Source organism: Pseudomonas syringae group sp. J254-4, assembly GCF_032586855.1.
Lineage (GTDB): Bacteria > Pseudomonadota > Gammaproteobacteria > Pseudomonadales > Pseudomonadaceae > Aquipseudomonas > Aquipseudomonas amygdali.
This window is the reverse complement of the sequence record NZ_JAWHOO010000012.1, coordinates 159,670-181,619: the sequence shown is the minus strand read 5'-3', so window position 1 is coordinate 181,619 and position 21,950 is coordinate 159,670. Positions and strand designations below refer to the sequence as shown.

General features: G+C 58.2%; 17 protein-coding genes and 1 pseudogene. 9 read left to right on the top strand and 9 right to left on the bottom strand.

Annotated elements, in window-relative coordinates; all coding sequences use genetic code 11:
* From RYB09_RS16235 to RYB09_RS16220, 4 genes and pseudogenes are all read left to right on the top strand, one after another.
* Nucleotides 1-2,088, top strand: a pseudogene (locus tag RYB09_RS16235) (hypothetical protein); the annotation flags it as partial.
* Nucleotides 2,085-2,777, top strand: coding sequence for a hypothetical protein (locus tag RYB09_RS16230; protein ID WP_058399993.1), 693 nt, complete (start codon nucleotides 2,085-2,087; stop codon nucleotides 2,775-2,777). The pseudogene RYB09_RS16235 and the gene RYB09_RS16230, both read left to right, overlap by 4 nt.
* 22 nt (nucleotides 2,778-2,799) lie before the next feature.
* Entirely contained in the window at nucleotides 2,800-3,225 is a 426-nt protein-coding gene (locus RYB09_RS16225; protein WP_064744665.1) for a hypothetical protein, read from the top strand.
* 52 nt (nucleotides 3,226-3,277) lie between these two features.
* On the top strand, nucleotides 3,278-3,982 hold the full coding sequence (locus RYB09_RS16220; protein WP_058399991.1) for a hypothetical protein: 705 nt from the start codon (nucleotides 3,278-3,280) through the stop codon (nucleotides 3,980-3,982).
* A gap of 46 nt (nucleotides 3,983-4,028) precedes the next feature.
* Here RYB09_RS16220 and RYB09_RS16215 read toward each other — a convergent pair whose 3' ends face one another.
* The 7 genes from RYB09_RS16215 to RYB09_RS16185 form a co-directional block, all read right to left on the bottom strand.
* Nucleotides 4,029-6,266, bottom strand: a complete 2,238-nt coding sequence (locus RYB09_RS16215) for an ATP-binding protein (RefSeq protein ID WP_122258035.1) — start codon at nucleotides 6,264-6,266, stop codon at nucleotides 4,029-4,031.
* A complete protein-coding gene (locus RYB09_RS16210; RefSeq protein WP_122281808.1) occupies nucleotides 6,263-6,877 on the bottom strand; it encodes a biliverdin-producing heme oxygenase in 615 nt (204 codons plus the stop codon). Before RYB09_RS16210 ends, RYB09_RS16215 begins: the two co-directional genes overlap by 4 nt.
* A 350-nt stretch (nucleotides 6,878-7,227) precedes the next feature.
* The gene (locus tag RYB09_RS16205) at nucleotides 7,228-9,261 is read right to left on the bottom strand and encodes an LTA synthase family protein (protein WP_316889320.1); all 2,034 of its coding nucleotides are present in this window, start codon (nucleotides 9,259-9,261) and stop codon (nucleotides 7,228-7,230) included.
* A gap of 10 nt (nucleotides 9,262-9,271) precedes the next feature.
* On the bottom strand, nucleotides 9,272-9,892 hold the full coding sequence (locus RYB09_RS16200) for a hypothetical protein (protein WP_316889318.1): 621 nt from the start codon (nucleotides 9,890-9,892) through the stop codon (nucleotides 9,272-9,274).
* Entirely contained in the window at nucleotides 9,889-11,187 is a 1,299-nt protein-coding gene (locus RYB09_RS16195; protein WP_058399986.1) for a sialidase family protein, read from the bottom strand. The genes RYB09_RS16200 and RYB09_RS16195 overlap by 4 nt, the downstream gene beginning before the upstream one ends.
* A gap of 38 nt (nucleotides 11,188-11,225) precedes the next feature.
* Nucleotides 11,226-11,771, bottom strand: a complete 546-nt coding sequence (locus RYB09_RS16190; RefSeq protein ID WP_058399985.1) for a cytochrome b/b6 domain-containing protein — start codon at nucleotides 11,769-11,771, stop codon at nucleotides 11,226-11,228.
* On the bottom strand, nucleotides 11,771-12,034 hold the full coding sequence (locus RYB09_RS16185; protein ID WP_002554361.1) for a PepSY domain-containing protein: 264 nt from the start codon (nucleotides 12,032-12,034) through the stop codon (nucleotides 11,771-11,773). The genes RYB09_RS16190 and RYB09_RS16185 overlap by 1 nt, the downstream gene beginning before the upstream one ends.
* A gap of 168 nt (nucleotides 12,035-12,202) precedes the next feature.
* On the opposite strand from RYB09_RS16185, the gene RYB09_RS16180 reads away from it, so the two are divergent.
* Nucleotides 12,203-12,865 (top strand): response regulator, encoded by a 663-nt coding sequence (locus RYB09_RS16180; protein ID WP_002554362.1) that lies wholly within the window; start codon nucleotides 12,203-12,205, stop codon nucleotides 12,863-12,865.
* The gene (locus tag RYB09_RS16175) at nucleotides 12,862-14,235 is read left to right on the top strand and encodes a sensor histidine kinase (protein ID WP_316889316.1); all 1,374 of its coding nucleotides are present in this window, start codon (nucleotides 12,862-12,864) and stop codon (nucleotides 14,233-14,235) included. The genes RYB09_RS16180 and RYB09_RS16175 overlap by 4 nt, the downstream gene beginning before the upstream one ends.
* A gap of 12 nt (nucleotides 14,236-14,247) precedes the next feature.
* On the opposite strand, the gene RYB09_RS16170 is transcribed toward RYB09_RS16175, so the two are convergent.
* Together RYB09_RS16170 and RYB09_RS16165 are read right to left on the bottom strand one after the other, a co-directional pair.
* Nucleotides 14,248-15,534: an NAD(P)/FAD-dependent oxidoreductase gene (locus RYB09_RS16170; RefSeq protein ID WP_057405049.1), complete on the bottom strand. Its 1,287-nt coding sequence runs from the start codon at nucleotides 15,532-15,534 to the stop codon at nucleotides 14,248-14,250.
* 44 nt (nucleotides 15,535-15,578) lie between these two features.
* The gene (locus tag RYB09_RS16165) at nucleotides 15,579-17,069 is read right to left on the bottom strand and encodes an aldehyde dehydrogenase family protein (protein ID WP_058399983.1); all 1,491 of its coding nucleotides are present in this window, start codon (nucleotides 17,067-17,069) and stop codon (nucleotides 15,579-15,581) included.
* A 253-nt stretch (nucleotides 17,070-17,322) separates the two neighbouring features.
* On the opposite strand from RYB09_RS16165, the gene RYB09_RS16160 reads away from it, so the two are divergent.
* From RYB09_RS16160 to RYB09_RS16150, 3 genes are all read left to right on the top strand, one after another.
* Entirely contained in the window at nucleotides 17,323-18,570 is a 1,248-nt protein-coding gene (locus RYB09_RS16160) for an aspartate aminotransferase family protein (RefSeq protein ID WP_316889314.1), read from the top strand.
* Nucleotides 18,571-18,593: 23 nt separating this feature from the next.
* Nucleotides 18,594-19,985 carry a VOC family protein gene (locus RYB09_RS16155; protein ID WP_316889312.1) on the top strand — a complete coding sequence of 464 codons (1,392 nt, stop codon included), beginning with the start codon at nucleotides 18,594-18,596 and terminating at the stop codon, nucleotides 19,983-19,985.
* 629 nt (nucleotides 19,986-20,614) lie between these two features.
* Nucleotides 20,615-21,943 carry a DUF3100 domain-containing protein gene (locus RYB09_RS16150; protein ID WP_316889310.1) on the top strand — a complete coding sequence of 443 codons (1,329 nt, stop codon included), beginning with the start codon at nucleotides 20,615-20,617 and terminating at the stop codon, nucleotides 21,941-21,943.
* Nucleotides 21,944-21,950 lie beyond the last annotated feature (7 nt).

The following is a 21,950-nucleotide window of genomic DNA, read 5'->3' as shown; positions in this document are numbered from 1 at the left end:
CGCCCGACACAGCTGCTGTACCTGCAAACGATCATGCTCAACCTGCAGATCATTTACGCCCAGGACAGCGCAGCCACCACCTGGCTGGCCGAGCAGGAAGCCAACGCCAGCACGCTGTTTGGTACCTTGCGCTACGGCTTCTCACCCGCGCTCAAACAAGCACTGCACCAGGAGGCCGACGCGCTGCTGAACGGCCTTGGCGACGTCACCAACCTGGCTACACGTATTGGCGAACTCAATGGCGCCCTCAATCACCAGGGCTTTGCCGACAAGCCGTGGATGAAGGCGCTTAAGCAACCTGTTCAAGGTACTTTCAAGGCTCTCGGCGAACTGGCCAGCGGCGCAGGCAAGGCAACGCTCGAGAGTATCCTGCTGGCCTGGGTGCCCATCGACAGCCGCATGGCCCTGGGCAAACAGCAGAACATCGTCGCATTGCTTCGCACCCTGTTGATCGGCCAGATTTTGCTTGATTCGAAGGCGCGTATTGCAGTCGATCAACAGGTATTCACCAAGCTCAAACAGTGGATACGCGAGTGGCAGGTCCTCAACAAGCAGATCAGCGATACCCGTCGCAGCTGGCTTTATCCAACCGCTTACAACACCCGCAAAAGCAACGCCAGCCACCTTCGCGCCCTCGAGGAAAAACTTCGTCTGCATGAATTGAGCATCCCCGCCCTGCTCGACTATCAGAACAACCAATACGCAAAGCAGTTGCAGGACGAGATTCGCCTGCACTTCCAGTCCGGCAAAACCATGGCGAAAGACTGGCTGACCACCGCCAAGCGCTGGATCGATGGGCTGGGAGGAATTGCCGGGGCGATCACTTGGGGCGTGATCATGCTCAACTTCATCAATACCGCGCTCACTTATCGGGACCTTACTCGGGATGGAGACTTCAGTGCCAAAGATATTGGCAAGGTGACATATGGACTGGGGTATAGCTTCAACCTGTTGATGGCGGTGTTTGTTGAAGCACCGTGGGCGGTTATCAGTACGGCGAAGCCCGTGGTTATTGGTACGTACACAGTGGGCATTCTTGATCAATCGGCGGCTTATTGGAAAGCACGGGGTAATGCGGTTTGGGGGGATGCGATATTTGGGTTCAGGGTTTCGATGGTGGCGATGGGTGGGTTTGGGATTGTAGCGGCTGCGCTTGAACTATTTGATATCACAGATGATTTTTACACAGCGAAAACCTTAGAAGAAGAGTATGGGCTTCGTATAAAGTGGTCTTCTGTATTAATGATGGGATTTGGTTCTGCAGCCCAGTTATTCGCGGGGATTTTTCCCGCTAGTACTTTTACGATTATCGCGATGAATCCATGGTTCAGCGTAGCTCTGTTCGCAACAGGCTTTATTTATCTCCTTGCTACGATGGCCCTGAATTATTTCAAGCAAGACAGTGTCGGCTGGTGGCTACGCAAGTGCTGTTGGTCAAAAACCATAGACTATCGCTACGCAGAGACAGCAAACGGTGAAAATGAAGAAATACAGGCATTACTGGAAATCCAGCTATCACCTAAAATCCATGTAAAAAGCACCGTACATTATGAAGACCGTTACCTTGGCAAAGGTGATTACTACAGCGTAGCGGTACAAAATGGCGCAGGGATACAAGTGCGCTTGCCCAATCTGGTACGTGGTCAATCCGTACATTTCAATATTGTCAGTAGCAAGCGACCATGGGGCGTGCTGCCCGTAGAAAAAATAGACGACCCTCTGCATGAAGCTTTTCTAAACCGCGGGCAGTTCAGGAAAGCTGAACAGTTCGGGACGCTTGCCAACAAGCCTGCTGGCAAGGCAAGTGACGACTTCACCTACCCGTTGATGCCGCCCGAAAACGAAGACCTCATCTGGGAAACCTGGGTACCGCTCGACAAGGACGCAACGTACCTTGAGCTGCAAATCTGGTATCCGAACAATCTGATCAATCCTGGTCAAGACGATAGCGGCTATCTATTTCAGATGGATCTGGGCACAAGAGGCGATACTGACATTGATGGTTTGGCTGCTGTGGAACTTGAAGTAAAAGCATCAAGCAGGACCGGCACGCTGACCCTGGAAGTTGCAGAGGGTACACCTGTATGACTCAGCAAGAAAAAGCCCCGGGGCCGCCAAAAGGCAAGGATGTTCTGAACTGGAAAATTAAAACCCTCGCAAGGTCACCTAAAGAGATCATGATCACGCAGCTTGGATTTACGGCCTTCTATTTAATGGCAAGCTCACTTTTTATTTGGGTAGGCTGGGTAATGTTTTCAGACAGCCCGACTTCTCTGGTGTGCGTGATATTTGTACTTGGGGGCCACCTTGCCTATTTCGTAGGCCTGCTCATCCGCCAAAAAACCATCTACAACTACACCCTGAAAACCGACGGTGCCACAGTCGAGTACTACCTCCACTATCCCGACTTCGCCTCCGCACTTTTCAAAGGCATCGCTATTTTCGTCATCCTGGCATTCGTCCTCGTCGCCCTAATCACTGGGTCATTGCTGTTCCTGGTCGGTCCGGTGGCAATGGCTTTTGTCGCAGCCATCAAACTGCTGAACTGGGAAAACCCCGTCCACCATCGACAAACCGCCCCGTGGCATTTGCACGAATTTGTCACGGTTGATCACAAACGTCTGATGGTCATTATCCATTGCGAGGATATAACCAGCGGGTTCGCCACGCGTTTTCCCAGCAAGGCGCTTATGGACAAGTACCTCGCGTTCCTGCGCAAGGCACTTCCAGCGAACGCTCAATACATCGAAAAAGCCACTAACTGGCATCAGGGTTGATGCCACTCTGCGCGGGCAGTCTGTGCATTTCGACGTCATCAGCAACAAAAGTCCGCTGGGCGTGCTTCCGGTAGAAAAAATAGATAACCCCATACACTGGCCTTTTCTCGACAGAGGTCAGTTCAAGAATACAGACTATTTTGGAAAGCTCTCCAATCAACCTGCCCGCAATGCGTGCGAGGACTTTACCTATCCGCTAATGCCTCCTGAGGATGAGGCTGTCGTATGGGAGACATGGGTGCCCCTTGATAAAGAAGCAACGTATCTTGAGCTACAAATATGGTACTCCAGCAGCCTCATAAAGTCAGGCAAAGAGGATACCGAATATCTGTTTCAGCTTGAACTAACTAGTGATGGAAAGACTACATTCGACGGCCTGATCAGTACCGAACTTGAAATAAAGGCAACTAGCCGAATTGGCACCTTGACACTCGAAATAGCAGAGTAAAAATCATGAAAAAAAGAACTGCCATACCTGCTCCCCAAAAGAGCTTGAAAGCATGACTGACGCGTTACAGATTAATAGTAAACCCAAAAACTATCTGAGTGGCGAGGACGTCTTGAATTGGTCAATAACAACTATGGCAAGATCGCCTAAGGAAATACTTTTGACTGAGCTGATTACAATAATCATCTGTGCATGCCCATCACTATTTTTTGTATGGATTGGCCGGGATATATACTTAGACAGTCCTTCCGAGGCACTGTTTTTAGTCTATACATCCGCAGGAGCGGCTCTCTACCTGATTGCATTGATCATCCGCCAAAAAACCATCTACAACTACACCCTGAAAACCGACGGTGCCACAGTCGAGTACTACCTCCACTACCCCGACTTCGCCTCATCGCTTTTCAAAGGCATCGCTATTTTCGTCATACTGGCATTCGTCCTCGTCGCCCTAACCACTGGGTCAGTACTGTTCCTGGTCGGTCCGGTGGCAATGGCTTTTGTCGCAGCCATCAAACTGCTGAACTGGGAAAACCCCGTCCACCATCGACAAACCGCCCCGTGGCATTTGCATGAATTTGTCACGGTTGATCACAGACGTCTGATGGTCATTATCCATTGCGAGGATATAACCAGCGGATTCGCCGCGCGTTTTCCCAGCAAGGCGCTTATGGACAAATACCTCGCGTTTCTGCGCAAGGCCCTTCCAGCCAACGCTCAATACATCGAAAAAGCCACTGACTGGCATCAGGGCTGATGCAACTCAGGCTTGAGTCATTTGCGCCTCAAGCCTGAGAAAGCAATCAATGCGCAATCGGCACAGTAAAGCGGAACTCGCTGCCCTCGCCGACCTGGCTTTGCGCTCCCAGTTCTCCGCCGTGGGCCTTGATGATGCCTTGGGAGATGTACAAGCCCAGCCCGGTGCCGGTCGGGTTGCCCTCCTTGACGGTCCAGTAGCGTTCGAAGATGTGCGGCAGTTGCTCGGGTGGAATGCCCTCGCCGGAATCACGCACGGTGAACACGATTTCAGTGCCGTTGGACATCGCCGCCACGCCGATCTTGCCCAGTTTCGGGGTGAACTTGATGGCGTTGCCGATCAGGTTGGACAGCACCTGGAACAGGCGCTCCGGATCGGCCTGGACCTTGAGGTCTGGCTCGGCATTGAAGGAAATTTCGATGGATTTGTCCATCGCCAGCGGGGCCAGCAAGGTGTAGGCCTCTTCGAAAATCTGGCTGACTTCAAGTGGCTGCGGCGTGATGGTGTAGCGGCCTGCTTCGATTTTCGACGTGTCGAGCAGGTCTTCGAGCAACACATTCATGCGGCTGGCTGCTTGCTGCATGGTGTCGATTGCCGTGGAAATACGCCGCGAGGTGTGCGGACCATCGGAGCTGAACGACTTCTGCATCATTCCGCAGAGCATGGAAATGACCGTCATCGGGTTGCGCAGGTCATGGGAAACGACCGCTACCAGTTCGTCACGGGCACGAACCGCCTGCTGCTCCCTGCGCACCTGACGGGCAAGGTCGTTTTCCAGCGCGGAGCGGCGCAGGTCGTTAGCCGCGAACACGTCGCCATGGCTCCACTTTGGCGCAATCCCGGTCATTTCGACCTTCCAGATTTCAAACGATGTGCGCGGCCGAAGGCGCATACCGCCTTCCGAGCTTTCCATGTTCAGCGGTTTGTTCGGATCACCGCTCCACTGGACGCTTTCCTTGACCTCGGAACGAAACCAGATAACGCCGTTATCCACAGGCTTGGGCAGGCTCATGGCCAATATGCCACTGGCGACTGGCTGGTAAGCCTCGGCGGGCGCGTACACGCTGGAGAGATGATGACTGGCATACACCGGCTCGCCGCCTGCAATCATCCATGTGTGCAGTGCACGTATATCCGAAACCTCCGGGCAGATACCGTAACAATGCGTCTGCCGGTCTTCGATGATCGCGACACCGGTCGCACCGACCAGATCCATCAGCAATTGCGGCTGCTGTGCCAGGCCGTCAAAGACGTTTTCTTCGGAATCGGCCATGGCTTGATGCAGTTGCTCAAGTGTTCTGACTTTCGCCTCGCGCTGACGGCTTATTTCCAGCGCTTCCATCGCGCTGATCTGCAGCGACAACACCTGACCGATCGCCTGGCAGGCACTGCGCAGTTCGTGGGACACGTACAACGGGGTACGGTGCCCGCAACTGATCAGCCCCCACAACTTGCCGCCCTGAATCAGCGAAACACTCATGGACGAAAGCACGCCCATGTTTTTCATGTACTGGCAGTGGATCGGCGAAACACTGCGCAGCGTCGAAAAGCTCAGGTCGAGTTGCTGCTGAGTGTCGGGGCGCAATTGAGGCACCAATGGCACCGGGGTGTAATCGGCATCAGGAATAATGCGCAGCCAGTTGCGGCGGTACAGTTCGCGCGCCTGCTCGGGAATGTCCGAGGCCGGAAAGAAAAGACCGTTGAACAGTTCCATGCTGGGTGCAGACGCTTCAGCGATCACCTGACCATGGCCTTCTTCTTCGAAACGATAGATCAGTACCCGGTCGTAACCGGTCATCCGCTGGATCTCGCGAACACTGACTTCATACAGTGTTTGCAGATCACTCGCCGCGTGTAACTGACGCAACATACGCCCCATGTTGCCAGTGCGCTCGGTATAACTGACCGCTTGCGCTTCCTTGTCCTGAATTTCGAGTTCCAGAACCAGTACATCCTGATTGCGGTGCATCAAGGCTTCGAACTCGATGCCATTGACCGTCATCAACAAGCGTTGCGCATCAACGAACGAATCATGAGCGCTGGCGCTTCGGATCACCTCGGCCCAACCGGCACCCAGAACATGCTCGAGGCCTTTACCGAGAACCTGCTCGGGTGCATGGCCCAGCACACTCTGCACGTTCGCACTGACCTGCAGGATCGTCAGGTTTGGCTCTTCCAGAGTGAACAACAGCCCGTGAGGCTGAATGGCTCCGGGAAACTGAATAGGCTCATCCGCACAATTGGCCAGGAGGACTTCAAAAGCGTCCTTGTCGAGTTGGCTCATAGCAGTACCTCTTGACCATCGAGCCATTGCTCGAAGCATGCAAATGTGGACTGTGCCGCAAACGCTGCGGCGTCAGTAAAAACAACTTCTCGCGGCACTGCATCGAGATGGTTCAGAAACGCCTTCCAGCGAGGTCCGGTATCGGCACCGTAAACATCGAGAAAGGCCGCTCCACTCTGCTCATCCAGACCCAGGCGCCTGTTTATTTCGCGCCGTAACACCTGCCCGCCCAACGTTGCACCTTCAAGCACGTACATAACTCCCAGGCAAGAACCGGGCGAATCCACTGCCGGCAACTGCTCGCAGCGAGGCAGTTGCCTGATGTCGTCATCAGACAGACCCAGAGCTCGCAGATCCTCGACCAGCACAGCGGTCTTGACCCGATCTTGCGGGGTAAGCTCCGCAGGCATCAATGCGCTGTCGTGCAATACAGCTTCAAGCGGTGCATAAAAACCGTAATAAGCCTTAAGCAAACGAAGGTAAAGAGCATGATCCAGCGCAGATGAAAAAAACGGCATGCGTTTTTCAAGCTTAACGTGCAACTGACTCGTTTCAGCACGCAGTGCAGCCAGCAATTTCGGCGGGGTAACACATGAAAAACTTGCCGGCATCCAGGAAGGCTCTTGAGTGTGCAATAGACAGAAAACGCATCCGAGCGAAAACAGGCCGCCAAAATACAGATTCGAAGCAAAAACCGACAGTTTTTTCCGGTATTAGCGATGAAATACCACAACCCACCAGAAAAACAGCCAGCGTCTCGGGCGGCTGTTTGCACCGCCCGAAGAAACTGCTCTTGACTGGTGACGATAGTCGAAAACCGCGCCATGCACGTGTTTCATACGTGCATGGTTCACATTGGCAAGCACTTTAACATCATCAACCACCGATGCCATCATTACGCAAGCATACGGCCTTCACCATAGACTTGCGCAATATCCTGCGGCTGGCGCGGTTCGGGTGATCAGCGCACGTTCTGATACAGCATCATTCGCGAGGTTTCATGCAGGCCGCGAGTGAGTTCACGCAGCCGCTCGAACTCTTGCGGGTTCTGCTTGGCGACGTTATCCAGCGGCGTGGGGGAAGACAGATCGTGAAGCGTTGGCGAGCTGCCATCGTGCTCCATCTGCAGCAGGTAGTTGCGGGTGACACCGCCGATCAGCGGGAACGTGCCTTCACGCAGTACCAATGGCACCACACGTTCGCCTTCGGGAGCGGGCTGCTGAATGTCACGGCCCATCGTGCCGCTGGTGAAAGGCATACCGGCCATTCCCGCCACTGTCGGCAGTAGATCCGCAAGGCCGACCGCGTCATCGACTACCCGGGTGCCCAGCAGGCCGGGCGCATGAATCAACAGCGGAACGTTATTACTCTCCAGCCCCAGTTGTTCGAACGCCGGGGCCATGTGCGGGATCTGGCTGATGCGTGTGTTGTGATCACCAAACAGCACAAAGATGGTGTTTTCGTAATAACCGCCCGCCTTGGCCAGTTCCATCAACCGACCGATATTGAAGTCCAGCAGACGCACCGCATTGTATTGCTCCACGCTTCGCGAACCGGCGGCCTGGACCTGCTCCAGTGTCTTGTCGCTGACCTGAAAACCATCGTTGTCTTTGGGGATGGTGAATGGCCGGTGATTGCCAGCGGTCTGTACGTAGGCAAAGAACGGTTTGTCAGCTGGCAACGCGCGCAGAATCCGGTCGCTCTCCTTGAACAGATCCAGGTCGGAAATCCCCCACACATCCACCTGCGGCGACTTCCAGTCGCGCTCGTCGTAAAGGCGCACGTCATCGATACTGCGGCGGATCAACGCGTTCATGTTGGCCCAACCGGAATTGCCACCAATCATGTACAGCTTCTCGTAGCCCTTGAAGTCATTGATGATGGTGTTTTGACGGGTCAGCAGCGGATGACGCGTGGCCGTTTCCTGGCGAGTCACATCAGGCACCCCGGTGATGCTTGCCCAGACCGTTTTTGCGGTGCCGGTCACCGGCACATAGAAGTGCTTGAAGAACCAGCTTTGAGTCGCCAGGTGGTCCAGATTCGGCGTCGGGTTCAGCGGATTGCCGTAGGCACCGACGGCACTGGTGCCCAGTGACTCAAGCATGACGAACATGACATTCGGCGGCCGCTCGCTGCGCACCCGGTAAGGCTGCACAGGCTGGTGACGTTTGAAATTCAAGGCCTGTGCATCTGGCTGCTGGACACCCAGATAGCGTGCGACCGACTCATAGTGCTCACGCACCTGGGCTTCATCGAAGTGCGACTGGGAGACCTTGAGCGTGTCGTACAGAAACAGCGCCGGGTTGAGCCCCAGTGCCGCGACCTGGCTGTTGCCGGAGAAGAAGGCATCGCTCCAGCGCAACGGTACGGGATTTTCCAGATTGAGATTCTCGACCCGGCCCAGCAAGCCGAGAAAGGTCGCACAGACCACCAGTGCCGCCCCCCAGGCCACGGACCAGCGATTGAGCGGACGGGCCTCGCGGTCCAGGGTGACACGTTCAAGCATGAGCAGCGCCCAGCCGAGCGCTGCAACGGTCAGCAACCAGCCGGCAGTGATCCACAGCACCGGATAGGTCTGCCAGAGCATGTCCCGGGAAATCTGCGCATCCTCCAGATAGCGCATCACGCTGGCGTTGAGCCTGACCCCGAGATAGGCGTAGTGACCAAAGTCGACGATATGAATCATCGTCAGAACAGCCAGCGCGACAATCAAATAGCCTCGCGCCAGCCAGCGCAAGACCGGCTTGCTGACCAGGTTCCAGCGCGGCAACCAGAGCAGCACCGCGACCGGCATGAGTATCAGCAGCGCCAGACGCAGGTCGAAACGCACACCGATACCCAGCGTCTGCGCGACCTCGCCATGGGTAAACAGGGCACCCGGCTCGACGCCGGAAAACCCGAAGAAAAACACCCCCCTCAGTAACGCCGACAGCAGGAATACCAACATGACCGCGCCCAGCCAATAATGCAGGCGTCGCGATTGCAACCAACTCATCGTCATTCCTCTAGACATTGCCGGCAGACAGAGTGGCCGAACGGCGCGACTCCGTTGCCCGGCGATAAACAAAACGAACGGCCAGGCTCAGCAAAGCCCCGCAACAGTACAGGGCGAGAAGCGGGTCAATCAGGTAATCCCAATAATTTCCCGACGGCTTGATACGAAATGTGAATGCCAGCGTCGCAGCAGCCAGCATTACCACAGCCAGCGCATTACGCATAAAGACCAGCCCCAGCGCGATAACGGCGACAATAATGATCATCGGTCGCGGATTGTAACCCCAGCGGTAGGGGTCGAAGTAAGTCAGACCCAGCGTGGCCGGATACAACGTCAGCGCCAGCGCGGCGAACACCAGCAACATCACCCATCGCCGGGACACTGCCATCGGTCTGAGCACACCCAATCGCTGCAGGGTCAGCCAGCCCAGCACCACCAGGCTGCTGATTGCCAGATCGTCGGTCAGGCTGCGAGCGTACGACGCCATCGACAAACCGTCGAATGAAATAACGCTCAACAGCGAGGTGGCCGCCAGCAGGCCACAGCGCCACCATAACGATGCGGTCAGCGGAGCCAACAGTACAAACAGGGTCCAGGCAAACGCCAGATGAGCCAATCCCAAAGCGATCATAAAAGTTGCTCCGCCAGCCAGGCCTCGTTGAAGCTGACATGTTTGATGAAGGTGTTATTCCATGAGTAGACCAGGTGATACAGGCCGTCCGGGCTGCGGATGAAGTACGGGTATTCGTATTCGAAATCACACCCCTGCGCGGAACAGACACGCTGGTCCAGATTGCTCAGAAACTCGGCTTCCATTGGCTGGCGACGTGCGCCACTGGAAGCGCGAAAGCCTTCGCCGATTGCAGCTTTATAGGCTTCCAGGGCGAATGGTGTACCCAGCGGATCGGGTGACTTGTCCAGATCCGGCAGCGGTCGCCAGACCTTCATCTGCTCGTCGGTGCTGTACAGGCTGAGCTTGAAGCGACCTTCGCGCAGATCATTCAACGCCACCAGCAAGCCCTTGCCGGGTACGCCGACGGCGGCCAGCGACGAGTTGGGGTTGCTAGGCGTCAGCGGTTGCGGCTCGCTCCAGGTCTGACCGCCGTCTTCGGTTCGGCTGGCCAGTACCCGGTGAAACGTCTCGCCGGCGTAACGCAGCAAGGCTACGGCGCGTTGGCCGTCCAACGGTACGACAGTGGGCTGCAGGGAATTTTTACCGCGGCTGATGCGAAACTTGTCGATGACTTCGCCATCGGCGCTCAGGTACAGGTATTCGGCAAACTTGCCGAGAAACTCGTGATAGACCGGCAGGCCGATCGAGCCGTCGGCATGAAACACCGGCGCGCCACGTACCAGCGTGCTGATGTTCAAAAACGGCGATGTCACCAGCTGCCACGGCGGCGACCAACTGGCACCCATATCGCTGGACACCATTGCATTGACGGTACTGCCCGCCCAGCCGCCGACCGAGACTGACACGTAGAACAGCCACAGGCGCTTGTCCGGAGCCAGCGCGATCACCGGGTTGCCCAGTTTGCGGATGTACTTGCCGGTACCTGACTGAGTGGACGCGCGGGTCGCCAGCACCTGCTCGTCGCCCCACTCACCATTGGACGCATCGAACCGCGAGGTGCGTATTTCAACGTCCCCCGCCCCTTCGCGAGAACCGGCGAACCACACCGACATGAGGTCGCCGCCAGGCAATGCCGTCACGGCTGACGAATGCACGAAATCGTCCAGATCAGAAGACGCGAAACGCGAAATGTAGGATGCCGTGGGCGCCACACTTTCAGCGTCGATCGGCGCTGCGCTCACGGCAAAGGCAGCTATCCGGTGCTGTGGATGGCTTAGCCATGCACTGAGAAAAATCACTACAACAATCAGGCCTGCGCTCCATGCAGTCAGGTTTCGGGAAATAACACGCATCAGGAGGCATCACTGTGATGAAGGGCAAGGAGGTGGTTTCAGCGATGGCGATCTTCAGGTAACGGACGTCGTTTGCCTGTCAGCATCGACAAGGGCAGGTTGTCACGCACTTGAAAGCTTTCGAAGATGGCCGCGGCCACGTGCAGCACTACCAGGGCACACAATGTGTTGGCGAGAAGCTCATGAGCCTGCAAAGGCCAGTCGGCCCCCCACAAGGCATCGACTTCCTCCATCAGGAAACCGGTCAGGCCCATGCCGAAGATCAGCGCCATCATGAGTACCATGACCAGCGCACCCAGCGGAGAATGACCGAGCCTGTGTATAGGCTGCCGGTTGATCAGCGACCGGACATGCGCACGCAGGCGCGCCGGGCTCGGCCAGAAATCGCTCCAGCGCGCGCTGGTTGGTCCGATGAATCCCCACACCACTCGCACCGCCACCCAGGCAACCGCGTAATAGCCCAGCCAGACGTGCCAGTCGTCACCCGCCTCATTGAAGAAGTAATTGGCAACGAAAACACCCGCGATCGAGATATGAAACAGTCTGACCAGCGGGTCCCACAGGCGCAGGGAAACCCGGTTCATTACTTGATCTCGGTCTTGACCGCTTTACCGGTGACCGGATCGTGGTAGATCTCGACCTTGCGCTTGTCCTTGTCGAAGCCGTAAATCTCGTAGCAGTTGCCGTCAGTCACTTTGAACTTGCTGATCTCGTAACCCTGAGCCTTGAGCTGCTCCTGGAATTTGGCCTGATCCTGCCATTGGGACTTTTCAGCGGTGGTGCATTGCGGACCGGCAAGGGCCAGCGGGCTGGCCAGCAACAGGGAAACCAGCAGGACTTTACGCATGACAGATACTCACAGGCAGTTAAGGAGCCCCTACTGTGCGAAACCAGTCTTAGGAAAAGCTTAATACGCAACAGCTCGTAACATCTTCCCGGACACACGGCACTTCGCGACGCTGCCTGCTGACGGCATGATGGCGCCCTTCTCACCCTATTCATTGGTCACAACCCTATGCGTCTGCTTCTTGTCGAGGATGATCGTGCGATTGGCCAAGGCATCCGTGTGGCCCTGAATACCGAGGGCTACACGCTGGACTGGCTGGAAGACGGGCTGAGCGCGCTGCACGCCCTGCGCAGCGAACCCTTCGACCTGTTGCTGCTCGACCTCGGCCTGCCGCGCATGGACGGTTTCGACCTGCTGCGTCAGTTACGCGCCGAAGAACTCGCCCTGCCGGTGCTGATCCTGACCGCGCGCGACGGCACCGCCGACCGCATTGCCGGTCTGGACGCCGGTGCCGACGACTACCTGATCAAGCCGTTTGACGTCGACGAACTCAAAGCCCGGGTCCGGGCCTTGCTCAGGCGCAGCCAGGGACGTGCGCAGCCGTTGCTGGAACACGCCGGCATCAGCCTTGACCCGGCGTCGCAGCAGGTCAGCTTTCAGGGCAGCGAAGTGCCGATGACGCCAATGGAATATCAACTGCTGCACCAATTGATGATCCGCCCCGGCAAGGTGGTCACCCGCGAGCGCTTGTCCAATACCCTGTATGGCTGGCAGGACAAGGTCGAAAGCAACACCCTGGAAGTGCTGATTCACAACCTGCGCAAGAAACTGTCCACCGAACTGATCCGCACCGTGCGCGGCGTTGGCTACCTGCTGGAGCTCAAGGCATGACCTCGGTACGCGCGCGCATTCTGGTCCCGGTGCTGGTGCTGTTGCTGCTCGGCGACCTGGCGATCAGCCTGCTCGCGCTGCGCGACAGCCATCACGAAATAGAAGAAGTCTACGATGCGCAACTGGCCCAGAGCGCGCGCCTGTTGCAAGGTGTGCTGCGCCAGCGCGCCGCGGGTGAGCAGGATCTGGACAAGCTTTATCAGGCGTTTGATCAGGCCATGAGCCGGGTCGGCACCAGTGGCGTTGCCCATCCGTACGAAACCCGGCTGACGTTTCAGGTCTGGCGCACGTCGGGCGAGCTTTTGGTGCGTTCGGCCGAAGCGCCGCTGCTCAGTGCGCCTCCCGCTGAAGAAGGCTCGCATGATCTGGTCGAGAACGGGCATGAGTGGTGCGGCTTTCTCCTGGCCGACCCGCAGCAGGGTTTCCTGATCTGGGTCGGTGAGCGCGATGATGTACGCCAGGACCTGATTCAGCGCATTGTCAGCCATACCTTGTGGCCGACGCTGATCGGCGTGCCGCTGCTGGTGGTCGCGATCTGGCTGGCGATCGGCTGGGGCCTGCGCCCGTTGCAGTCGATGGCCAGGGTCATCCGCGAACGCGATGCCGAAAGCCTTGAGCCGCTTGATCTGACACCGCTGCCCAAAGAGCTGGAACCCATGCAACACGCGCTCAACCGTCTGCTGACCCAGATCGAAAGCGTACTGGAGCGCGAGCGGCGGTTTATCGCCGACGCCGCCCACGAACTGCGTACACCGCTGACCATTCTGCGTATCCACGCACAGAACGCACGCCAGGCCGAAACCCCGGAACAGCGCCTGGAAGCGCTGGATTTTCTCGTGCACGGCGTCGACCGCGCCGCCCGGCTCGCCAGCCAGTTGCTGACGATGGCCCGGCTTGAGCCGCGCCTTGAAGTCAGCCAGTTACAAACCTTTGAACTGAACACCCTGGTGCGCGAGGAAATGGCCGAGCTGACGCCGCTGGCACTGGAGAAGCGTGTCGATCTGGTGTTTGAGGCGGGCGATGACTGCGTGATCCACAGCGACCCATCAGCCATCAGCATCGCGCTGCAGAACCTGCTGACCAACGCGCTCAACTTCGCCCCGCCGGCCAGCGAGATTCGCGTGATGCTCAACCGCCAGGAAGACGGCAGCGCGTACTTGTCAGTCGAAGACGCAGGGCCGGGTATCGACGAGAAACAGAAAGCACGCCTTTTTGAACGCTTCTACAGTCAGGGCCACAGCAATGGCGCTGGGCTGGGGCTGGCGATCGTCGACATGATCGTGCGCAAACTGGAAAGCAGCCTGCACCTGCGCAATTCAGCGCAGGGCGGGCTGTGTGCGGAGCTGCGAATCAAGAGCAGAATGGCTTGAAAACCAGTAGGCTCAGAGCACCACGCGTAAGCACTGGCCAGCGTGATACAGCGTGAAACCGGCGTCGTACGCCAGTGTGCGCAGGCCATTGGCGGAGACCTTTTTGCTGCTGGAAAAGCTCACCGGCAGCGCAGTTGCGTCGTTACTCAGCAGGTAATCGGCAAAGCATTTTCCCACCAGCGTTCCGGTGGTCACGCCGCGGCCATTGAAACCGGTCGCGGCCAGCAAGCCGGGCGCAGGCTCGAACAGACGCAGCAAATGGTCGGGCGTGAAACCGATGCGGCCAGTCCAGGTGCTCTGCCACTCAACCCGCCCCAACTGGGGAAAGTAGTGCTGCTGGATGCGATCAGCCCACTGACGAATGAACCACAGCGGATAATTGCCAGCGTTGCCAAGGCTGCCCAGCACCAGTCGCCCGTGGGCATCGCGACGAATACTGCTGAGCACCGTACGCGTGTCCCAGGAACCCTGCCCGCCACGCAGAATACCCGCCTGCTCGCTGCCGCTGAGCGGCTGTGAAGCGACCTGATAGTAGTAGCCTGCGAAGATATGATCCTTAACGTCGGTCCACTCACCTTCGGTGTAGGCGTTGGAAGCAATGATGACCTTCTCGGCGCGCACACTGCCCGCGGCGGTGGAGACTTTCCAGCCATCCGCAGTGCGTTGCAGCCCGTTGACGGGAGACTCGCCAAACAACTGACCGCCCAGCGCCACAACATTGAGCGCCATGCCTGACACATACGCCATCGGGTTCACGGTACCAGCACGGTGATCGAGCAACGCCCCGCTGACCTTGTCGGTGCCACAGGCGTCTTCACAGGGTTTTCCGGTCAGCAGTTCGACCCTGGCACCGCGCCGCTGCCACTGCTCGGCACGGCTGCGCAGATCCGCCAGCCCCTTTGCATTGTGGGCCATGTGCAGGTTGCCGGTGCGGGTGTCCTGACACTCGATGCGGTACTTGTCGATAGTCGAAAACACCAGCGCCGGAGCCGCGCCCAATGCGCTATTGAGGCGGCTGGCCTCGACACTGCCCAATACCTTGTCCAGTTCATCGGGTGCCACCCAAGTGCCTGCATTCACCAGACCGACGTTGCGCCCAGAGCCGCCATGACCAACCTGATGAGCTTCGACCACGCACACCGATTTACCGCCTTCCAGCAACCGCAACGCCGCCGACAAACCGGTGAAACCTGCGCCGATGATGCACACGTCGGCGCTTCGTTCCCCAATCAAGGCCGGACTGACCGGACGTTGCGGAGTCAATTGTTCCCACAGACAGCCTTCAGCAAACTGCACCATCGAAAAACTCCAGCAATGCCCTTCAAGTAATAGCCTGGTACAGATCAGTCGAAAACGATGCCCTGGGCCAATGGCAACTCGCGGGAATAGTTGACGGTATTGGTCTGCCGGCGCATGTAAGCGCGCCACGAATCGGAGCCGGATTCACGACCACCACCGGTTTCCTTTTCACCGCCGAATGCACCGCCAATTTCTGCACCGCTGGTGCCGATGTTGACGTTGGCGATGCCGCAGTCGCTGCCCGCCGCGCTCTGGAAAGCCTCGGCTTCGCGCAGGTCAGTGGTGAAAATGCACGACGACAGCCCCTGAGGCACTTCGTTGTTGAGGCGCAAGGCTTCTTCGAAGTCGTCATAGGCCAGCACATAAAGAATCGGCGCAAAGGTTTCGTGACGCACCACTTCGCTCTGCCCAGGCATTTCGGCGATGGCCGGTGTGACGTAATAGCCGTTCGGGTATTGGTCCTGCAACTGACGCTCGCCACCGAACACCTGACCGCCCTCGTCGCGCGCCTTGGTCAGCGCATTCTGCATGGCGGAAAATGCTTGCTGGTCAATCAGCGGACCGATCAGATTGCCTTCACGAGGATCACCGACACGCACCTTGGCGTAGGCCGCTTTGACCCGGGAAACCACTTCGTCCTTGATCGAGCGATGCACAATCAGACGACGCAGCGTGGTGCAGCGCTGACCGGCAGTGCCCACGGCGCTGAACAGAATGCCGCGCACGGCCAGGTCCAAATCAGCGCTGGGGGCCAGAATCATCGCGTTGTTGCCGCCCAGCTCCAGAATGCTGCGCCCGAAACGGGCAGCAACACGCGGACCGACTTCGCGGCCCATGCGGGTGCTGCCGGTGGCGCTGATCAGTGGTACGCGCGGGTCATCGACCAGCGCTTCACCAGCGTCACGATCACCGATCACCAACTGGGCAAGCGCTGCGGGTGCATCGCCGAAAATCTTCAGCGCCTTGTCGAACAGCGCCTGGCAGGCCAAGGCGGTCAGCGGAGTCTTTTCCGAAGGCTTCCAGATCACCGGGTTGCCGCAGACCAGCGCCAGCGTAGTGTTCCAGGCCCAGACTGCAACCGGGAAGTTGAAGGCGCTGATCACCCCGACCACGCCCAGCGGGTGCCAGGTTTCACGCATGTGGTGGCCGGGACGTTCGGAAGCGATGGTCAGGCCATACAGCTGGCGCGACAGGCCGACGGCGAAGTCGCAGATGTCGATCATTTCCTGAACTTCACCCAGGCCTTCCTGAGTGATCTTGCCTGCTTCGACCGACACCAGTTCGCCCAGGTCAGCCTTGTGCTCGCGCAGCACTTCACCAAAGATCCGCACCAGCTCGCCACGGCGCGGGGCCGGTACTGTGCGCCACTTCAGAAACGCGCTGTGGGCGCTGTCGATGCGCGCCACGACCTGCGCCTTGCCTTCAAGCGTGACCGAGGCAATCTGGCTGCCATCAATCGGGGTATAAACCGGATAGTCCCCTTGTGTGTGGGCACTGTTCGCCACGCCCAGACGTGCTAATAACTCGGCAACCATGTTGATTCTCCTGTCATGGAAACGGTGGAAATCACTGATGAACCCAGTATTGATCCACTCGGGGCTGGCCCACAAACGACGTTTTTGAAAAACATGATTCCTTTTAGGAATGAACTGCCTGCCATTAACAGCAACGAAAGCCGCTACATCGGGAATTATTGGAATGACCCAGTGATTTTATTTCGTTTGCGAGCGTCGCCCGATGTTTGTTTGGATACGGCCATCATGATCCCCCGGAGTCAGGGCCAGGCCGATGAGCGAACACATCAGCGAATCCATTTCGTTTGTCCATAGCATGACGTTATCCCACGGCCGCAATGCCGAAGTCTGGGACACCAGCGGCAAGCGCTACATCGACTTTGTCGGCGGTATCGGCGTGCTCAATCTGGGGCATTGCAACCCACAGGTGGTCACGGCCATTCAGGATCAGGCGGCAAGGCTGACCCACTACTGCTTCAACGCTACGCCTCACGATCCGTATATCCGCTTCATGCGGCAACTGACGGAGTTCGTACCGGTGAGTTACCCGCTGAGCGGCATGCTCACCAACAGCGGTGCGGAAGCGGCGGAAAACGCCTTGAAGATCGTACGTGGCGCGACGGGCCGCACGGCTGTGATTGCCTTCGATGGCGGCTTTCACGGCCGAACACTGGCAACCCTGAACCTCAATGGCAAAGTGGCGCCCTATAAACAGAAAGTCGGCGTGCTGCCCGGCCCGGTCTTTCACATTCCGTTTCCCAGCAAGGACAACGGCGTGACCACAGAGCAGGCGCTAAAGGCACTGGACCGACTGTTCAGCGTAGAGATCGATGTCAACGACGTGGCCTGCATCATCTTCGAACCGGTGCAGGGTGAAGGCGGTTTTCTGGCCATGGAGGCGGATTTTGCTCAGGCGCTGCGAGCGTTCTGCGATGAACATGGCATCGTATTGATCGCCGACGAAATTCAGTCCGGTTTCGGCCGTACCGGGCAGCGCTTTGCGTTCAGCCGGCTGGGCATCGAGCCGGACCTCATCCTGCTGGGCAAAAGCATCGCGGGCGGCATTCCGCTGGGCGCCGTGGTCGGTCGCAAGCATTTGCTCGACAACCTGCCCAAGGGCGGGCTGGGCGGCACTTATTCCGGCAACCCGATCGGTTGCGCTGCGGGCCTGGCCTCGCTGGCGCAGATGACTGATGCCAATTTATCCACCTGGGGCGAACAGCAGGAAAACGCCATTGTTTCGCGCTACAACGCCTGGCAGGCAGGCAAGCTGTCGCCGTACCTGGGCAGGTTGACCGGCGTGGGCTGCATGCGCGGTGTCGAACTGATCACAGCGGATGGCCAGCCCGGGACCCGGCAGCTTGCCGACCTGTTGGCCTCAGCGAGGGACGCTGGCCTGTTGTTGATGCCCAGCGGCAAGGCGCGGCACATTATTCGCCTGCTGATCCCGCTGACCATCGAGCCCGATGTTCTGCACGAAGGGCTGGATATTTTCGAGCGTTGCCTGGCAGCGCTGGCTTGAACACGTACGGAGAAACCATCCTGATGAGCACTGCACGCTTTGCCGACCCGGACCAGATCCGCGCGGGCTTTTCTCGCGCCATGTCGCAGATGTACCAGCACGAAGTGCCGCTGTACGGCACGCTGATGGCGCTGGTCAGCGAGGTCAACGCACAGGTCATGAGCCGCGACAGCCAGGTGCTGAGCAGCCTGCGCCAGACCGGCGAGATCCAGCGGCTGGACATGGAACGCCACGGCGCGATTCGCGTCGGTACGGCTGAGGAACTGGCCACCCTCGCCCGCCTGTTTGCGGTGATGGGCATGCAGCCGGTCGGTTATTACGACCTGACCGAAGCCGGTGTGCCGGTTCACTCCACAGCTTTTCGTGCCGTGCATGAACAGGCGTTGCAGGTCAGTCCGTTTCGCGTATTTACCTCACTGCTGCGCCTGGAACTGATCGAGAGTGACAGCCTGCGCGAGTTTGCCAGTCAGGTGCTGGCCAAGCGCAGAATCTTCACGCCCGGTGCCTTGGCGTTGATCGACAAGCATGAGACAGACGGAGGGTTGAGCGAGCCCGACGCTGCCGAATTCATTCAGCAGGCGCTGGAAACCTTTCGCTGGCATAACACGGCGACGGTCTCGCTTGACGAGTACCAGAAGCTCAATGTCCAGCATCGCCTGATCGCTGATGTGGTGGCGTTTCGTGGCCCGCACATCAACCACCTCACCCCGCGCACACTGGATATCGATGCGGTGCAAAGCGGCATGCCCGGCAAAGGCATCACGCCCAAGGCCGTGGTTGAAGGGCCCCCGCGTCGCCAGTGTCCGATTCTGTTGCGCCAGACCAGCTTCAAGGCGCTTGAAGAACCCATTACGTTCATTGGTCAGGGGGGCAGTCAGTCGGGCAGTCATTCGGCACGCTTCGGCGAGATCGAACAGCGCGGCGCAGCCCTGACGCCCAAAGGTCGCGCGCTGTATGACCGGCTGTTGAACGAAGCTCGCGACGAACTGGGTGAGTTTCCCAACGAAGCCAATGCCGTGTGCTATGCAGAATTGCTGGAAAAGGCATTTCAGGCTTTTCCGGACAATCATCATGAAATGCGTAGACAGGGGCTGGCCTACTTTCGCTATTTTCCGACTGAATCAGGTGTTGCCGAGCGCGCATCCGGCAGTCTGGAGCAGCTTGTGGAAGCAGGTCATGTGCGCTTCGAGCCGCTGGTGTACGAAGACTTTCTGCCAGTCAGTGCGGCGGGCATTTTTCAGTCCAACCTGGGTGACAACGCGCAGGCGCATTACGCGACGAATTCGAACCAGCAGGATTTTGAGCGGGCGTTGGGGCGCAATACGCTCAACGAACTGGAGTTGTATGCGGACACCCAGCGGCGCTCGCTGGAGGAATGCGCCAAGGCGCTTGAGCTGAGCAGTCCCGCTTACTAGTGGGAGCAACCAGAGCTACATGCCTGCGCAGAGCGCCAGCACGATAGTTAAGATGATCGTTCCTCACTCTGCGTGGGAATGCAGCTCTCGACGCTCTGCGTCGAAAAAAGAGGACGCGGAGCGTCCGGAACGGCATACCGACGCGGAGCGTCGGCACGATAGCCAAACCTTCGCGAGCGTCCGGAACGGCATACCGACGCGGAGCGTCGGCACGATAGCCAAGCCTTCGAGAGCGTCCGGAACGGCATGCGACGCGGAGCGTCGCACGATAGTCACTTTCAAGGGCCATGCAGCCTTTCTGTGTTCTGTTTAACGCAACGATAAATAAAATTCGCAATATTGGTGTGCAACCTCGCGCTATGCATACTGCGATTGCGTGTGGACAGCAAAGTGCCGTGTTCAAAGGCTCATCCCTTCAAATAACGCACCCTGTAATCCCCTTGCAAAGGCTCGAAGCAGCCTGGGTCTGGATCACGTTCAGACTTCATAAAAATACTCGGCCGGATAACGGCCTCCATGACTTCATGGACTTTCCAACGCTGCCCTGGCGCCTCATCGCGCCGACCTGAAAAACAGAATAACGATTGATAAGGCCTGAAAAAGGCCATTCAGCAGGCAAGGGGATCATCATGCAAAACTCACACGCTGCAGTGTCGGGCGACAATCAGGCCGTTTCATCGACGGTGAAGCTGTATCTCTGGGCCGCCGTTATCCTGATCATTGCCGAGATGATCGGTGCTATCAGTATCCCGCTGGGCCCCGGCAAGGTGGTGCTGCTACCGATGGTGTGGGCGCTGCTGTTGGGTGCGATGGTCGGGATCGCCAGTCGCCGCCTGCCAGGCAGCATCGGTATCGATCACGCCATCCAGCTGCGCTCGGCCTCGATCCTGCAACCCGCCCTGCTGATTTTCATCGCCAAACTCGGTCTCGTCGTCGGCGGCTCGCTGCCGGTGGTGTTCGCCTCGGGATGGGCGCTGGTGTTTCAGGAGTTTGGTCACTTTGTCGGCACCGTGGTGCTCGGCCTGCCGGTCGCGCTGCTGCTGGGCATCAAGCGTGAGGCAATCGGCGCGACGTTCTCGGTTGGCCGCGAGCCCAGTCTGGCAATCATCGGCGAGCGCTATGGCATGGACTCCCCGGAAGGCCGCGGCGTACTGGCCGAGTACCTGACCGGCACCCTGTTCGGTGCGCTGTTCATTGCCATCGTTGCAGGCTTTATCGCCAGCCTGGGGATCTTCCATCCCAATTCGCTGGCGATGGGCTCGGGCATCGGCTCGGGCAGCATGATGGCTGCTGCAGCCGGAGCGATTGCCGCGCAGCAGACGCCGGAAGTCGCCAAGGAGGTCATGACGCTGGCGGCGGCATCAAACCTGATCACCACCACCATCGGTACTTATTTCACCCTGTTTATCTCCCTGCCACTGGCGGTGTGGGGCTATCGGGTGCTTGAGCCGCTGATCGGCCGCACCACCAAGGCGTCCATGACTGATGAAGGCCTGCGCCACAGCGATGTGTCGCTGGAGGTTCCGGAACTGGGCTGGGCGGGCAAGATCAGTGCCTGGCTGGCGGCGGGTGCACTGGCGCTGATTGCCAACTATGTCGGCTACAAGACGCTGTCGGCAGATGCATTCACCGGCATGGGCATCATGATTTTCTGTGCATTCGTCGGCGAAGCGCTGTGCAACCTGATCCGTCGCAAGATCCCGGCGGTGTGCATGGTGTCGCTGGTGGCGATGTTCCTGACTTCACCGGCCTGCCCCTGGGCAGCCGAGATTGCCCGGATGACCAGTTCGATCAACATGCTGGCGGTCATTACCCCGATGCTGACCTTTGCCGGCCTGTCGATTGCCAAGGACCTGCCAGCCTTCCGCCGTCTGGGCTGGCGAATTGTGCTGGTATCGTTCCTGGCCAACTTCGGCACCTTCATCGGCGCCGTGCTGATTGCCGAGATGTTTCATTGATTCTGGA

Bases quoted from the DNA above. Each gene is read 5' to 3' on its own strand.
- RYB09_RS16215 (WP_122258035.1), bottom strand. From the start codon at position 6,266: ATGAGCCAACTCGACAAGGACGCTTTTGAAGTCCTCCTGGCCAATTGT.
- RYB09_RS16160 (WP_316889314.1), top strand. From the start codon at position 17,323: ATGAGCGAACACATCAGCGAATCCATTTCGTTTGTCCATAGCATGACG.
- RYB09_RS16185 (WP_002554361.1), bottom strand. From the start codon at position 12,034: ATGCGTAAAGTCCTGCTGGTTTCCCTGTTGCTGGCCAGCCCGCTGGCC.
- RYB09_RS16150 (WP_316889310.1), top strand. From the start codon at position 20,615: ATGCAAAACTCACACGCTGCAGTGTCGGGCGACAATCAGGCCGTTTCA.
- RYB09_RS16170 (WP_057405049.1), bottom strand. From the start codon at position 15,534: ATGGTGCAGTTTGCTGAAGGCTGTCTGTGGGAACAATTGACTCCGCAA.
- RYB09_RS16230 (WP_058399993.1), top strand. From the start codon at position 2,085: ATGACTCAGCAAGAAAAAGCCCCGGGGCCGCCAAAAGGCAAGGATGTT.
- RYB09_RS16205 (WP_316889320.1), bottom strand. From the start codon at position 9,261: ATGAGTTGGTTGCAATCGCGACGCCTGCATTATTGGCTGGGCGCGGTC.
- RYB09_RS16190 (WP_058399985.1), bottom strand. From the start codon at position 11,771: ATGAACCGGGTTTCCCTGCGCCTGTGGGACCCGCTGGTCAGACTGTTT.
- RYB09_RS16165 (WP_058399983.1), bottom strand. From the start codon at position 17,069: ATGGTTGCCGAGTTATTAGCACGTCTGGGCGTGGCGAACAGTGCCCAC.
- RYB09_RS16195 (WP_058399986.1), bottom strand. From the start codon at position 11,187: ATGCGTGTTATTTCCCGAAACCTGACTGCATGGAGCGCAGGCCTGATT.
- RYB09_RS16210 (WP_122281808.1), bottom strand. From the start codon at position 6,877: ATGCCGGCAAGTTTTTCATGTGTTACCCCGCCGAAATTGCTGGCTGCA.
- RYB09_RS16220 (WP_058399991.1), top strand. From the start codon at position 3,278: ATGACTGACGCGTTACAGATTAATAGTAAACCCAAAAACTATCTGAGT.
- RYB09_RS16180 (WP_002554362.1), top strand. From the start codon at position 12,203: ATGCGTCTGCTTCTTGTCGAGGATGATCGTGCGATTGGCCAAGGCATC.
- RYB09_RS16175 (WP_316889316.1), top strand. From the start codon at position 12,862: ATGACCTCGGTACGCGCGCGCATTCTGGTCCCGGTGCTGGTGCTGTTG.
- RYB09_RS16155 (WP_316889312.1), top strand. From the start codon at position 18,594: ATGAGCACTGCACGCTTTGCCGACCCGGACCAGATCCGCGCGGGCTTT.
- RYB09_RS16200 (WP_316889318.1), bottom strand. From the start codon at position 9,892: ATGATCGCTTTGGGATTGGCTCATCTGGCGTTTGCCTGGACCCTGTTT.